The sequence below is a fragment of the Serratia sp. T13T92 genome (assembly GCF_047530105.1).
Taxonomy (GTDB): Bacteria; Pseudomonadota; Gammaproteobacteria; order Enterobacterales; family Enterobacteriaceae; genus Chania; species Chania fonticola.
On sequence record NZ_JBLJAK010000008.1, the window covers coordinates 1 to 14,675 of the forward strand.

Below are 14,675 nucleotides of genomic sequence, written 5' to 3' on the forward strand. Positions count from 1 at the left end.
GTATAAGAGACAGCCCCAAGGAGAGGGAACTGGCACGGAGCTGTAATCAGGTGCAGGATTTAACATATGGCATATTTGGGCCGCCTCTCCATTTTGGGGAGGGAGTTATTCCGGTGTGTGGTTGGTTTCAGGAGAAAGGGGCAAGGTGATCTCAGTAACGATAAAACAACTCGATCGGTCCCCTCTCCCTGTGGGAGAGGGTTAGGGTGAGGGGCAAATCAGGCAGGATTATTGCGCGGACGGCTGGCATAAAAATAGAACAGCACCGCCACGATGCTGCACAGGGCCATAGATGAAACCATCGGCCATGCGCTCTTACCTGGGGCCAAGGACAGTATTGCCCCGACCAGCGCGCCTATGCTGAAGCGCAACGTCCCAGCCAGCGAAGAGGCTGTTCCCGCCATATGGGGGAAATCGTCCAGGATCACCGCCATTGCGTTAGACGAGATCATGGCGATGCAGCCGAGATAAACCGCCACCCCGAGCACCAGTGCCCAGAAACCCAGTCCGCTGGCGGTGACGGCCAGCAACCACACCCCCATCGTCAATTGCACAAACAGGCCTAGGCGGAACATTTTAACCGCCCCCAGGCGGCGCACGTTGCGGCTATTGATCAGGGTCGTCAGGAACAGAAACACGATGTTCAGCGCAAAGTAATAACCAAAATGCTGCGGTGAAACGTTATTCAGCTCGATATAGACAAACGGCCCGGCGCTGAGGAAAGAAAACATCCCGGCAAACGAGAAAGCACTGGCCAGCATATAGCTCAACACACGTTTGTGGCGGAACAACGAGCCGAAATTCCTGAGCGTGGTGAGCAAATGGAATTTTTGCCGCCGCTCCTTGGGCAACGTCTCCTTGATAAAGAACGCCACCAGTACCGACCCCAACAGCGCCGCAGCCCCCATGGTCCAGAAGATGGCATGCCAACTGAACCATAGCAGCAGCACGCCACCGATCATCGGAGCCAGCAATGGCGCAATGGTCATCACCAGGATCACGAACGACATCATGCGTGAGAACTCGTCCTTGGTGAACATGTCACGCATCAGGGCGTTGATCACCACGCTTGCCGCCGCTGCGGCCAGCCCGTGCAGGAAGCGCAGGTTGATCAGTTGCTCTACCGATTGGGCCATCGCACAGGCCCCACCGGCGATAGCAAAAATCAGCGTGCCCCACAGGATCACCGGTTTGCGGCCAATGCTGTCGGACATCGGCCCATAGAACAATTGGCCCACGGCAAAGCCCAGCATATAGGCGCTGAGCGTCATCTGCACCCGGCCAGACTCCACGCCAAACTCCTGGGCGATTATCGGCATGCTGGGCAAGTACATGTCGATCGCCAACGGCATCAGCATGGACAGTAGGCCCAGAATAAAGATCAAACCGAGGTGAGAGGTCCGGTTCTGTTGCACGTTCAACGACTCCTTGGTCGGTCGCAAAAATTAATCCAGCAGGTGCGGTGCGCCTACGCTGGCAATCTCTTCTTCGGTCAGCGGGCGATATTCCCCCGGAGCCAAATCGTCATCCAGCACAATGGCGCCAATGCGCTCACGGTGTAATTCGATGACCCGGTTACCCACGGCTGCAAACATGCGCTTCACCTGATGGTAACGCCCTTCGCTGATGGTGAGGCGCACCAGGGTATCTTCGATTTTTTCCAACTTCGCAGGCTTGGTCAGATTTTTTTCGTTATGCAGCTGCACGCCTTGCTCGAACTGCTGAGCGGTATCAGCGGCCAACGGATGTTCCAACGTCACCAGATAGGTTTTCTCACACTCGTGGCGCGGTGAGGTGATACGGTGCGACCACTGGCCATCATCGGTCATCAGTACCAGGCCGGTGGTATCAATATCCAGCCGCCCTGCCGCATGCAGCTTGTACGCGACGGGTTCATCCAGGAAATAGAGCACGGTTGGATGATCCGGATCGTCGGTAGAGCACACATAACCCTGTGGCTTATTGAGCATGAAATAACGTGGCCCGTTCAGTTGCGACAACACGTTGCCATCAAACCGCACTTCCTGTTCCGGAGCCAGCTTGAGCGCCCCGCTCTTGACCACTTCACCGTCTACGGTGACACGTTTTGCACGGAGTTCACGCGCTACCAGCGCACGGCTGATACCCAACTGCTGAGATAAAAACTTGTCCAGTCGCATTGAATCTGCTTTGCCTGTCGTTGTTATGATCGCATTGATCTGGTTGCTAAATATGACGCCCCGTTGTCGCACCAGGTGCAAAAAACAGGTTCGAAGAGGATGTTCGCGTAGGGAAGCCGCTTAGTATAGCGACGGAAACGATGCCATAACAGGGGTAATTTCCATGCTTCTCGCACTGCGTAGCCGCAGAGGGCATAATAATAGAAATTTTTCCGCCGTCTGAGGAGCAAAATGTCACAATTTCAGTGGAATGTTACGGCCCACTTCAGCGAGCGGTACTAACGCATGGCTTTTACCCTACGCCCCTATCAGTTGGAAGCGGTCGACGCCACCATCAAGCATTTCCGCCAGCATCCTGAACCGGCCCTGATCGTGCTGCCAACCGGCGCTGGCAAAAGCCTGGTGATCGCCGAGTTGGCAAAACGCGCCCGTGGCCGGGTATTAGTGCTGGCCCACGTTAAAGAGCTGGTGGCGCAAAACCATAGCAAATACTGCGCTTACGGCCTGGAGGCCGACATCTTCGCCGCCGGGCTTCAGCAAAAAGAGAGCAGCGGCAAGGTGGTGTTTGGCAGCGTGCAATCGGTAGCACGTAATCTATCGCTGTTCGACGGCGCATTTTCCCTGCTGATCGTCGACGAATGCCACCGCATCAGCGACGATGACGACAGCCAATACCAACAGATTATTCAACACCTGCAAAAAACCAACCCGCAACTGCGCCTGCTTGGCCTGACGGCCACCCCTTACCGGCTGGGCAAAGGCTGGATCTATCAATATCACTACCACGGCATCACCCGTGGCGACGGCAACAGCCTGTTTCGCGACTGCATTTATGAACTGCCGTTGCGCTATATGATTAAACACGGCTTCCTGGTGCCGCCAGAACGGCTGGATATGCCGATCGTACAGTACGATTTCAGCCGCCTGGAGGCCAGAAGCAACGGCTTGTTCAGCGAAGTGGATCTTAACCGTGAGCTGAAACAGCAAAACCGCATTACGCCACACATTATCAGCCAGATCGTCGAATACGCCGAAACCCGCAAAGGCGTGATGATTTTTGCCTCCACGGTCGAGCATGCCCGTGAAGTGTATGGCCTGTTACCAGGTGGGGAAGCGGCTCTGGTCAGTGCCGAAACGCCGCCAGGCGAGCGTGACGCGCTGATCGAAGCTTTTAAGCAACAGCAATTGCGCTATCTGGTTAACGTGGCAGTGCTGACGACGGGTTTCGATGCGCCGCATGTCGATCTGATCGCTATTTTGCGCCCCACCGAGTCCGTTAGCCTGTATCAGCAGATCGTCGGGCGCGGTTTACGGCTGGCCCCAGGCAAGACCGACTGCCTGATCCTGGACTATGCCGGCAATCCCCACGATTTGTTCACGCCGGAAGTGGGCGTTAGCAAACCCCACTCAGACAGCCAACCGGTGCAGGTCTTTTGCCCTGGCTGCGGTTTTGCCAACCTGTTTTGGGGCAAATGCACCGAGAACGGCGACATCATCGAGCACTATGGCCGTCGCTGTCAGGGCTGGCTGGAAGATGATGAAGGGCATCGCGAGCAGTGTGACTACCGCTTCCGTTTCAAATGCTGCCCGCACTGCGGCGCAGAGAACGATATTGCGGCACGCCGCTGCCATCAGTGTCAGGAAGTATTGGTCGATCCGGACGATATGCTGAAGGCCGCATTGAAGCTGAAGGATGCGCTAGTCCTGCGCTGCGGCGGAATGGAACTGCAAAGCGGCAAGGACGACAAAGGGGAATGGCTGAAAGCCACCTATTATGACGAAGATGGCACCAGCACCAGCGAACGGTTCCGCCTGCAAACGCCCGCACAACGCAAGGCCTTCGAGATGCTGTTCCTGCGCCCGCACCAACGGGCACCAGGCGTCCCCTTCAGTTGGCAAAACGCGGCGGACATTCTGGCTCAGCAGGCGCTGTTGCGCTATCCAGACTTCGTCGTCGCGCGCAAACGCGGCCAGTTCTGGCAGATACGTGAAAAAGTTTTTGATTATCAGGGCCGCTTTCGCCGCGCCAATGAGCTGTATTAAGCCCGTGCAGCAGGTTTTCATTGCCCGGAGAGCGGCTTTCCGTTAAAATGCCGCCCGCTTTACCTGGGTTCGCCCAGTGTGAAAGCAGGTTATCGAGCCTGTTACTGGGTCGCCTGTAGCAGGGTAAATTTTCTTTTAAGAGAAAAAACAATGTTCACTATCAACGTACAAGTACGTAAAGACCAGGGTAAGGGTGCGAGCCGCCGCCTGCGTGCAGCAAACAAATTCCCAGCTATCATCTATGGTGGCGAAGAAGCTGCGATTGCTATCGAACTAGACCATGATTCTGTAAAGAACATGGAAGTTAAACCAGAATTCTACAGCGAAGCAGTAGTTTTGGTTGTCGACGGTAAAGAAACCAAAGTTAAGGTTCAGGCTGTACAGCGTCACCCGTTCAAGCCAAAACTGGCTCACATCGACTTCGTTCGCGTTTAATCGCTACGTTATCGATTTTCGGGACGCCGAAGTGAAAAACGCCGCAATTGCGGCGTTTTTTATTGGCCGCTACATGACAATGCAGAGGCGGTTAAACGGGCGCAGCATGCGGCGCCCCTTCGGTCGAACATGCTGTACCCGCTTAACTTATTTGCCGCCCGTGCGACGTTGCAACTGATCGCGCAGATTCGGTGGCGTACCTCTGATCGTCAGGGTATCGGTGGCCGCATCCCAGAAAATCCGCTCCCCCAGCAGCATCGCATCAAAGTTCAGGCTGATACCGCCGCCGCTGCCGGCAAATTTGGTCAATTGGCGTAACGTGCCGCGATCCGCCGGGAAGCTATCTTCCAGCTCGTAACCCTGCTCGCTGGAAAACTGCAGGAAATCCTTCTCGCCCACCGGGGCTATCTCTTTCGACAACTCCTGCAGCTCGATCTCTTCACCGGCCTGCAACTGCTCATTACAGTAGCTGTAAACCTGCTGACGTACCGTCTGGCGTTCGTGTTTGCCTAGTTGAGCATCGGCACAGTAATCATCCACCGCCTGTAACAAGCCACGGTTTTGCGCTTTGGTATCCAGCCCTTCTGACGCCGCCAGGAAATCCATAAAGAAATCGGAGACCTTGCGCCCTACCCGCCCTTTGAGGAATGTCAGGTAACGAGTCGATTGCGGGTTGGTTTCCCATTCGGTCAGATCGATACGCGCCACAATGTCCGCGTGGTTGATATCCAGATAGTGGGTGGTGCGAATATCCAACTCTTCATTGACACGCGTACTGTTGCAACTGTTCAGCACCGTGATCAGCAAGTATTCCACCGCCAGATAGCGGTAATGGGCGAACAGCACCACGCCACCGTCGGCAAACGGATACTTGGCCAACTCGTCGCGCAGACGGCCGGTGGCAGCACGGCTAAATGCGAGGAAGTCGTCATCACCCTTACGGCAGTTGCGCAACGCGTCCGCCAGTTCGCTCTGCTCGTTGAACAGGCCGTAAGCCTTACTCTTGGCGCTGTAAACGCGATGCAGCTCTGCCATCATCTCTTCCACCGCCGCATTGGTGGTAAGAAGGGAATCGCGCAACACCACTTCCAGCGTCTGCTCATCGCGTTTTACCAACTGGTGCAGTGCAATCTGCTCGATATCCAGACTCATGATCAATCCTCCTGTTCTTTGAGCGCGTATTCAAGCACTGACGAAGCCGAAAGACAACGGGCATGGCAATGCCTTAACGATCTTCACGCTATAAAAGAGCGGAAAATCACGGCCCCATACGGTAAGATATGGGACTTTGTCGAGCTTTGAGCACAATATTTATGCCACAATCATCTCGTTATAGTGACGAACACGTTGAACAACTGCTCTCTGAGCTGGTCAACGTTCTGGAAAAACACCATACTCCCACCGATCTCTCTTTGATGGTACTGGGCAACATGGTAACCAATTTGATCAACACCAGTATTGCTCCCGCACAGCGGAAGACACTGGCCAGATCGTTTGCTGAAGCCCTGCAGGCTTCTATCCGTGAAGATAAAGCGCATTAATAATTACTTATGGTGACAAACCGTCAGCGTTATCGTGAAAAAGTCTCCCAGATGATTAGCTGGGGGCACTGGTTCGCCTTATTTAATATTCTGCTCAGTATCGGGTTGGGCAGCCGCTACCTGTTTGTTACCGACTGGCCGTCCTCACTGCTGGGGCGAGTCTATGCGTTGGTCAGCCTGATTGGGCAGTTCAGCTTTATTGTCTTTGCCGCCTACCTGCTGATCATCTTCCCGCTCACCTTTGTGGTGATGTCGCAGCGCCTGCTGCGATTTATTTCCGCGACGTTGGCCACCGCCGGGCTGACGTTGCTGCTGGTCGACAGCGAAGTGTTTACCCACTTCCACCTGCACCTTAATCCGGTGGTGTGGGAGTTGGTCATCAACCCGGACCAAAGTGAGCTGGCGCGCGACTGGCAACTGGTGTTTATCGCCGTACCGGTGATATTCCTGATTGAAATGCTGTTTGCCACCTGGAGCTGGCAGAAACTGCGCAGCCTGAACCGGCGCAACTTCGGTAAGCCGCTGGCGGTGCTGTTCATCTGTTCGTTCTTTGCTTCGCACCTGATTTATATCTGGGCGGATGCCAATTTCTATCGGCCGATCACCATGCAGCGCGCCAACTTGCCGCTCTCTTACCCCATGACCGCGCGTAAGTTCCTGGAAAAACACGGCCTGCTCGATCAGCAAGAATATGAGCGGCGCCTGATGCAACAGGGCAATCCAGAAGCGGCGGCCGTTGAATACCCGCTCAATAGCCTGAACTACAGTGATAAAGGCAGCGGCTACAACCTGCTGATGATCGTGGTTAACGGCGTGCGTACCCAGGATCTGGCGCAAGACATGCCCGGCCTGAGCCGCTTTGCCCAGGAAAATATCCGCTTCAGCGACCATTACAGCTCCGGTAACCATGCGGACACCGGCCTGTTTGGCCTGTTCTACGGTATTTCGCCTACCTATCTGGATGGCATTCTGGCCGGGCGCAAACCGGCTGCGTTGATTAGTGCACTGAGCGATCAAGGCTATCAGTTTGGCCTGTTCTCTTCAGACGGTTTCAACGCCACGCTTTACCGCCAGGCACTATTGACCGATTTCTCGCTCCCGCCGGAACCGTTCGTGCAGAGCGATGCTGCCACCACGCATCAGTGGCAGAGCTGGTTGGCCACTCAGAGCGGGAATAGCCCTTGGTTCTCCTATATCAATTTCAGCGGTGCAAAATTCCCAGAAGGCGACAACAAGCTCTCGCCGGAAGCCTTTACCCAGCTCTATCGTACAGGCGCAAAAGACGTCGATGCCCAGATTGATCAGGTGCTGGCAACGCTGAAAGAAAAAGGCCTGCTGGATAAAACCGTGGTGGTGATCACCGCCGAGCACGGCATAGAGTTCAACGATACCGGCAAAGGCAATTGGGGAGCGGGCAGCAGCTTTAACCGCAGCCAGTTGCAGGTTCCGTTGGTCATTCACTGGCCTGGTACCCCAGCACAAACCATCAATAAGCTGACCAATCATAACGATGTAATGCGTACGCTGATGCAACGTCTGCTGCATGTGAAAACACCGGCTAATGACTACTCGCAGGGCGAAGATCTGTTTGCCGCACAGCGTAAAAACAATTGGCTCGCCACCGGTGACGGCAGCCAGTTGGTGATCACCACGCCAACACAGACGCTGACATTGGATGGCAATGGCACCTACCGTGCCTACGATCAAGACGATAACGAGATCAAAGACGAGAAACCCCAGCTAGCCCTGCTGTTACAGGTGCTGACCGATGTAAAACGCTTTATCGCCAACTAAACTGCTTAAATCTAGAGCAATCGGTGAGGTAGCTGCTTGAATTTACATCTGAAAACGGTAGTATAGGGTTCTGCGTCGGCATGTAGCGCAGCCTGGTAGCGCACCGTCATGGGGTGTCGGGGGTCGGAGGTTCGAATCCTCTCATGCCGACCAATATTCGATAGAGAAACCAACCACTTATGGTTGGTTTTTTTATTAACAAAATATTCACATGGTAAAATGATGGTAAAATGGTGGTAAAATTGCCGACGTTAGCCACGCCATGAGCGCTAAACAACAAGGTCGTCAAACTCGCACGTCCTCATGTCATTGAGCGCATACGTGACCACGCCAAACACCTCAACCGCCCCAACGTCATCAGTAATATCATCCACCTCGTCTATCATGGTCACATTCCCTGACCCATCGAGATATTCAAGGCATCGAACCGGAACCAGGCGCAACCTCCTAACTGCAAACTCACCGCCGACCACAGCAAGAATTACGCTGCCGTCTACCGCCGTGAGCGAGCGATCAACGACAAGCGTCGCACCAGGATGGATGCCTGCCATCAACGCGCCGCCCTTTGCAGTAACGAGATACACAGATGCCTTACTGGTGCCGCACAACTCGTCAAAGCTGATACGGCTATGCACATAGTCTTGCGCCGGGCTGGGGAATTTTGATGCCATACAATCCTCACACAACAATTACTGGTTATGCATACAGTATAAACGTAGTGAATTATGTGTGTGAAGATCGATTTTGCAGGTGAATGGTATGGTGCTGATCGGGAAGGGAAGAAAGTTTACCGCTCAGCGAAGTCTATTACTGGGTAGCTTAAATCTTATAAAAATTCATGGGTGTGGGCAATTGCTTGGTTTTGTAGCAAAATACCTATTATTTAGTTAAATGAGCATCATTATGTCTTCTAATGCACGAGCCTTTAGGCATGACATCAACGGACTGAGAGCCTGGGCTGTCGTTGCTGTTGTTCTGTTTCATTTTGGCATTCCTGGCTTCGGTGGTGGGTTTGTCGGTGTAGACGTGTTCTTTGTCATCTCCGGCTTCTTGATGACGCAAATCATCGTCAACGGCCTCGAGGCAGACAGATTTTCAATCTGGAAGTTTTACCTTGCGCGAGCAAGAAGGATAATTCCCGCACTTCTTGCCTTGTGTCTATGCTTGCTGGCCTTGGGTTGGTTTTGGTTGCCAACAGCAGACTATAAAACTCTCGCTACTCATGCATTATCAGCGATTTTCTTCATTTCAAATGTGAAGTTTTGGAGAGAGGCTGGATACTTCGATGCTGCGTCGCATGAGAAATGGCTACTTCATACCTGGTCTTTATCCGTTGAATGGCAGTTCTATGTAATATTACCGATCGCCCTCATGGTGATGTGGCGTTTCTGGAAAACGAATGGGATTAAATTCGTTATTTTTGCTGGCTGCATTCTTTCCTTTGCACTGTCAAGCTATCTGGCCTTTAAAACGCCAGCAGCTGCATTTTTCTTATTGCCTACCCGTGCATGGGAAATGCTGGCTGGCGGGGCAGTATGGTGGGTAACGCGCAATAGCACACTTTCAGCGCCCAAAGCCAAACAGATCGAGCTACTTGGCTTTATTCTAATTATTGCGTCAATTGTTCTTTTTAGTCCTTCACTTGCGTGGCCAGGCCTGTATGCAGCAGTTCCTGTTATAGGGGCAATGCTCGTCCTCGGCGCTGCCCGCCAAAACTCAATGTTTACGTCCAATTTCATAGCAGAACGACTGGGCGTGTCGTCCTACTCGATCTATCTTTGGCATTGGCCGGTAGTAGTTTTGCTGACATACACTGAAACTGCGCACCAGTGGCAGTGGATAGTTATCGGGATCATCGTCAGCCTCGTACTTGGCGAGCTGTCCCTCCGCCTGATTGAAAACCCAACTCGCAAAGGGTTATCAAAACAAACACCATGGGGCAACGCATTAACAATAGCTCTATGCATGGTGATAATCAGCGCAGCATCACTCGCCATCTATAAATTTAATTTTTCAAGCCGCGTCCCTGCGCAGATTGATCTCATCGCAAACGAAAGCTACAACATCAAACCTAACCGGGATAAGTGCTTCTCGACATCAGGCTCAACCTCCAATGCCTGTGTGTATGGTGGGAGTGATATCAAGGCGATTGTTGTTGGTGATAGCCATGCTGACGCTATGACAACTGCGGTTGAGGCCGCACTTCCTTCAAAGAAGGATGGCGTGTTAGACCTGACTTACGCGAACTGCCCAACCATCTATAGTGCGAAAGTTATTCCAGGTGAAGCCCCTGATAACCAACATTGCTTTGAGTACAATCAGTGGGAAAAAAAGAAGCTTTCCACTATGGATAAATCCATTCCTGTGGTCATCATAAACAGAACTTCAGCATATGCATTTGGACAACATAACATTGTAGAAAAGATGAATACGCCAATCGTCTACTTCTCCTCCGTTTACCGCACACCAACCCCTGAATTTTTGAGTGAATTTGAAAAGGGGCTGATTGATACGGCATGCGAAATTGCTGCAACTCGCCCGGTGTTTATGGTTCGCCCTATCCCGGAGATGATGTTTGATGTTCCAAAAACGTTATCTAGAGCGATGATGTTTGGCAAGGAAACACCACATATTTCTTTAAGCGAAACAGATTACATGAAGCGTCACTCGTTTGTATGGGCGGCCCAAGACAAGGCAGCAGAAAAGTGTGGCGTAAAGATACTTAACCCATTACCTCTGCTGTGCAAAAATGGTACATGTGAAAGCGTACATGATGGTAGGCCAATCTATTACGATGATGACCATTTAAGTGAGTATGGGAATAAGTTGCTTGTTCCCATGTTCCAGAAAATGTTCTAAGCAACAGCAATATCTGGCCGGGTATCTCCCGGCCCTTTCTCTTCAAATGGTGTTGTAATAGCTTGCCATATTCCCAATGATCCCCTGGTTAACCGTCCCTTTATCACTTGGATAGATGACGATTTCAGCGATTTTACTATTGGGGTTTGAGCCCTCAGTAGTTGGGTTTATCCCCCTACGCGTAGCGCCAATCGTCGCCTGCTCCAAGTGCATTGCGATAGCATTCATATCACCTGGAGTTCCCACCGCAGAGCCATCAATAGCATAGGCCGTTAATCCAGAGCGGATCACCCCGCCAGAACGACCTGCAATTTTCAAGGCTGTTGGTGATACGACGGATTTTATCGCTGTTGATGTTCGAACAATACGCAAGAACATCCCCACCCCCCCATTCACCCCGGAATACTGGCCGTTGCACTGGAACAGCAGCAGATCGTTATCATTTGCTACTGTTGAATCCCTGGCGGCCATTGAGAGAACGGTAAACGATGCAGTCGTCTTTGTTTCTGCAACAAAGAACATCGAGAGCTCTGCGTTTGCCGCTTTGAACTGCTGGGGCAGAGCCTGGGGAATAGAAAGGAAATCATCGACACCATCGAACATGATTGATGGTTTGCCGTTAAGGAGTACCGGTGTGCCGCCGGATATCACTTTAGGTTGGAATCCGGCAGTTGGTTGCGTTGCATGTAAGCCGTTGCCGGTTTGGTCATAGAGAGTTACTACCGTCCCATCCCCGCTACCGACGAACAGTTTGACGTCATCGATACTAACGGCGTTGTTAACCGCGTAGAAGTCCATGGTTAAGTTGTCAGAAGATCGACGAATGGTGACGAGTGGCCCGGCATAAATACCACTACCCACCTGGCGCAAACTGTAAGCAGCGGCCGCACCAGGGTACATGCCGAGCAGGCGATCGGCGCCGATAAAGTTTGTGAAAACAGTTCCTGAGGCAATTATTTTTGTCGCCATGTTAAACAGCCTTTGCGTTAGTAATTGAAACATTGACATACGGGAATGCGGAACTTTGAACGTAAAGATTACCGCCTGCTTTAGCCTGTTGAATAAAGTTGAATCTGGCATTAATCAATGGACCACTGATGGTCAGCGGATTTTGAGAGAAATTAGATTTAATGCCGTTCACTACAATATTCCGCATATCTGTCAAGTATGCAGGCCTGCCGTATGACGAGGAAGTGGAAACCAATACTTGGCTCCCACCCGTTGCGGCAGTATCTTCAATATTAGAAATGCTCACAGTATCAATCACCGATCCGCCAGTTGGCAAAATACGAACCTGATTATGCGCTGACTTACTTGATACTCCAGAGATAGAAATATTAGTAATATTGTCACCCAGTGGACTAGGCTTATCGCCACCGACTTGCAGCGGATAAATATAGTTTCCTGATGGATAGGTGTCGATAAAGTTCAGCAGCGCTGTCATAGCTATCGTATCATCAGCTGTTGTTCCCGTTATTCTCTCAACCCTTCCGTTTGAACACCCCTTTCTGAAGTCTATGCCGTCCCCATTTTTAACGGTTGTGTTGAAGTCAAGATCATGCAAATACATCCCATCGCAGCCATGTTCTTGAGAAATGGCCCAGCAGGTTGTTTTTTGCATTTTAAAATTGAAAATTTCGTAATCTTTCGTGTTCGCGAGCAAGATGCCGAGTGTTCGCCAGCCATAAGCATCACCAACCCACGCAACGGGCGCCCCACCAGTGACCGGATGCGGTGCTACGTATGGAACGTCAGGACCTTCTATGAACGCAGTTGTAATACCACTGCCTTTTATCTTTATTCCTCTATTCTCATTAAGCTTTAAGGCGTAGCTATATGGATTGTCTGGATCAACCACAATGCCTTTGTTACGGATGATGTTATCAAACACACCATTCTGAAGCTTTAACTTGGCGTTATCGATGTACAACGTCGTATAGTCAGGAAGTAACAAGGACTCAGATATAAGCCAAGTATTCGTGTTTGGCGCAGTAACAGTATCGATGCCCAGCGTCAGCGTCCCACCACCGTTAAATTCAATTAAATCCAGAGCAGCTTTTATTCGATCTGTTTGTGTTGCACCATCAAAACTGTTCGGCGTTATAAATAATGATTCGTTTCTGGCTACTGGTGCGTTTGCTTCAACTGGTGGGGTGTAAAATCCGACAGCCTCGCCGCGATCGTTGAACCCTGCCAGAATATTTCCGTTATCCCCTCTAACCGTCCAAACCCAACCGTCTGCGGATTTGGCTGATTTCACTTCCTCTTGGATTGTCAAAGGCAAAAGAAATCGCCCATCTCCGTAAATTATGGCGCATGAGCGCCCGAGAGAATCCTCAAACGAAAATGCAACGCTCTCTGAATCTTGGGTGTTAATCAATTTAGTGACTTCATTCAGCGATTCTGAGCTCGGATAGCTCACACCGGTTGCCGTGGCCACTCCTGCTACGTTCTGATACTGGTCTGCAAATCTCGGGGGAACAGCTCCCACAGGCACGGAAACGTTGAACATCGAATTTAGCGGGATAGTACCGGCTGTGATGGCTGCCTGGGCTGCGGCAACTGATGGATAAATATTTGCTGTAATCGTGGCATTCTGCGCCGCCGCTTTTGCAATCTCGGCTGACTCTATCGCGTTCTGGCTGGCCCCTACCAACTCGTCAATGCGAAGTGCAACTTGGTTTCGTACTGTAGGGAATGGTTTGCCAAATCGGTCTACAGCATCATCAGCATCACTATTGATAAAATCATCGTATGCCAGTGCATTATCATTAAGGTCCTTCATGCTGTTAGAAGGGCGTGGGTTGTTGGTGTTATAGCGCTCAGCCATATGTCCTCTTATTCATTTTCTTGACGAATAAAATTAATAACTTAAGTATTAACTATTGAAAATGAAGTGTTATTACTTGCTTGCTGGGTTATTATTTATACTGGTGAAATTTTCATCATCGTAAAATAAATCATCATTATCATTAAAATACATACCGGACTGACAAAAGGTATCAACCTCTATTTTTATTAATTTAAAACCAACAACTGAGAAATTATTATCTGCGACAATCGTATTCTCAACGTAATTGGAATCAGTTTCTAACATGGCATAATTATCTGTTTGTATCATGATAGTTCCTCAATAATCACAATCCCCGCAGCACCATTACCGCCTCGCCCCGATAACCCACTGTATGCCGGGTCGTATGCCCCGCCTCCGCCGGTCCCTGGCGCGCTGCCATTCACCCCGCCGCCCCCTGTTCCTGCACCAGCCCCAGACCGGCCTCCGCCACCAAAGTAGGACGCGCCCCCACTACCTGTAAGGAATAACACACCTGATTGGCCATCGTTTCCGTAGCCACCTGCGATTCGAATATCTCCCGTAAGCGGCACGCCTCCATTACCTCCTGCAGTATTTGAAGCGCTGGACTTACCCGCACCGCCTCCACCGGCGGCTACCAGAGAACCGAAAGTTGTTGCACCACCATCTGAACCATTTGCAGCACCATTGCCACCAGCACCGCCCGCACCAATTATTACGGGGTAGCTAGTAGCTCCGGTCAGCAGGAACGTCGTTATTATAGTTCCCCCAGCACCACCACCAGCCCCAGAAAATGTTTCTGAGGAACTTGATGCCTGACACCCACCTCCGCCTCCACCGCCGCCAGTCATTGTGATGCGGATTTTCTTGGTTCCTGGTGTTGGCGTATACGTTCCCGATGTTCTGAATGACAGCGTATTGAGCAACCGACCACCACCTACTGATTTATTGATAGCTTTTAAAACTTGACCATCATCATTAGGATCGAGCGATATACCTGCACTTTCAACAATATTTACTAACTCTCGCTGA

The 14,675-nt window shown here is 51.4% G+C and carries 12 protein-coding genes, 1 tRNA gene and 1 pseudogene; 6 read left to right on the plus strand and 8 right to left on the minus strand.

Going from position 1 to position 14,675, the window contains the following annotated elements; all coding sequences use genetic code 11:
• Positions 1-218: 218 nt before the first annotated feature.
• Both ACMV5I_RS10590 and rsuA read right to left on the minus strand, forming a co-directional pair.
• A complete protein-coding gene (locus tag ACMV5I_RS10590; RefSeq protein WP_121607328.1) occupies positions 219-1,415 on the minus strand; it encodes a Bcr/CflA family multidrug efflux MFS transporter in 1,197 nt (398 codons plus the stop codon).
• Positions 1,416-1,445: 30 nt separating this feature from the next.
• Positions 1,446-2,159 carry a 16S rRNA pseudouridine(516) synthase RsuA gene (rsuA, locus tag ACMV5I_RS10595; RefSeq protein WP_021805876.1) on the minus strand — a complete coding sequence of 238 codons (714 nt, stop codon included), beginning with the start codon at positions 2,157-2,159 and terminating at the stop codon, positions 1,446-1,448.
• 285 nt (positions 2,160-2,444) lie between these two features.
• On the opposite strand from rsuA, the gene ACMV5I_RS10600 reads away from it, so the two are divergent.
• The gene (locus ACMV5I_RS10600) at positions 2,445-4,202 is read left to right on the plus strand and encodes a DEAD/DEAH box helicase (protein ID WP_414824289.1); all 1,758 of its coding nucleotides are present in this window, start codon (positions 2,445-2,447) and stop codon (positions 4,200-4,202) included.
• A gap of 150 nt (positions 4,203-4,352) precedes the next feature.
• Positions 4,353-4,637, plus strand: a complete 285-nt coding sequence (gene rplY, locus ACMV5I_RS10605) for a 50S ribosomal protein L25 (protein ID WP_024486231.1) — start codon at positions 4,353-4,355, stop codon at positions 4,635-4,637.
• A 147-nt stretch (positions 4,638-4,784) separates the two neighbouring features.
• On the opposite strand, the gene yejK is transcribed toward rplY, so the two are convergent.
• Positions 4,785-5,789, minus strand: coding sequence for a nucleoid-associated protein YejK (gene yejK / locus ACMV5I_RS10610; protein ID WP_024486230.1), 1,005 nt, complete (start codon positions 5,787-5,789; stop codon positions 4,785-4,787).
• 161 nt (positions 5,790-5,950) lie between these two features.
• On the opposite strand from yejK, the gene ACMV5I_RS10615 reads away from it, so the two are divergent.
• From ACMV5I_RS10615 to ACMV5I_RS10625, 3 genes are all read left to right on the plus strand, one after another.
• Positions 5,951-6,178 (plus strand): YejL family protein, encoded by a 228-nt coding sequence (locus ACMV5I_RS10615; protein WP_021805879.1) that lies wholly within the window; start codon positions 5,951-5,953, stop codon positions 6,176-6,178.
• Positions 6,179-6,187: 9 nt separating this feature from the next.
• The gene (gene yejM / locus ACMV5I_RS10620; protein WP_414824291.1) at positions 6,188-7,972 is read left to right on the plus strand and encodes an LPS biosynthesis-modulating metalloenzyme YejM; all 1,785 of its coding nucleotides are present in this window, start codon (positions 6,188-6,190) and stop codon (positions 7,970-7,972) included.
• Between the two features lie 76 nt (positions 7,973-8,048).
• Positions 8,049-8,125 (plus strand) — tRNA-Pro (locus tag ACMV5I_RS10625).
• Positions 8,126-8,241: 116 nt separating this feature from the next.
• On the opposite strand, the gene ACMV5I_RS10630 is transcribed toward ACMV5I_RS10625, so the two are convergent.
• Positions 8,242-8,643, minus strand: a complete 402-nt coding sequence (locus ACMV5I_RS10630) for a S24 family peptidase (RefSeq protein ID WP_414824292.1) — start codon at positions 8,641-8,643, stop codon at positions 8,242-8,244.
• 232 nt (positions 8,644-8,875) lie between these two features.
• Between ACMV5I_RS10630 and ACMV5I_RS10635 the strand changes: the two genes are divergently transcribed.
• The gene (locus tag ACMV5I_RS10635) at positions 8,876-10,831 is read left to right on the plus strand and encodes an acyltransferase family protein (protein ID WP_414824294.1); all 1,956 of its coding nucleotides are present in this window, start codon (positions 8,876-8,878) and stop codon (positions 10,829-10,831) included.
• 42 nt (positions 10,832-10,873) lie between these two features.
• On the opposite strand, the gene ACMV5I_RS10640 is transcribed toward ACMV5I_RS10635, so the two are convergent.
• From ACMV5I_RS10640 to ACMV5I_RS10655, 4 genes and pseudogenes are all read right to left on the minus strand, one after another.
• Positions 10,874-11,800, minus strand: coding sequence for a hypothetical protein (locus ACMV5I_RS10640; protein ID WP_414824295.1), 927 nt, complete (start codon positions 11,798-11,800; stop codon positions 10,874-10,876).
• A 1-nt stretch (position 11,801) separates the two neighbouring features.
• The gene (locus ACMV5I_RS10645) at positions 11,802-13,661 is read right to left on the minus strand and encodes a hypothetical protein (protein ID WP_414824296.1); all 1,860 of its coding nucleotides are present in this window, start codon (positions 13,659-13,661) and stop codon (positions 11,802-11,804) included.
• A 72-nt stretch (positions 13,662-13,733) separates the two neighbouring features.
• Positions 13,734-13,952 carry a hypothetical protein gene (locus ACMV5I_RS10650; protein ID WP_414824297.1) on the minus strand — a complete coding sequence of 73 codons (219 nt, stop codon included), beginning with the start codon at positions 13,950-13,952 and terminating at the stop codon, positions 13,734-13,736.
• Positions 13,949-14,575, minus strand: a pseudogene (locus ACMV5I_RS10655) (glycine-rich domain-containing protein); the annotation flags it as partial. The gene ACMV5I_RS10650 and the pseudogene ACMV5I_RS10655, both read right to left, overlap by 4 nt.
• Positions 14,576-14,675: the final 100 nt, after the last annotated feature.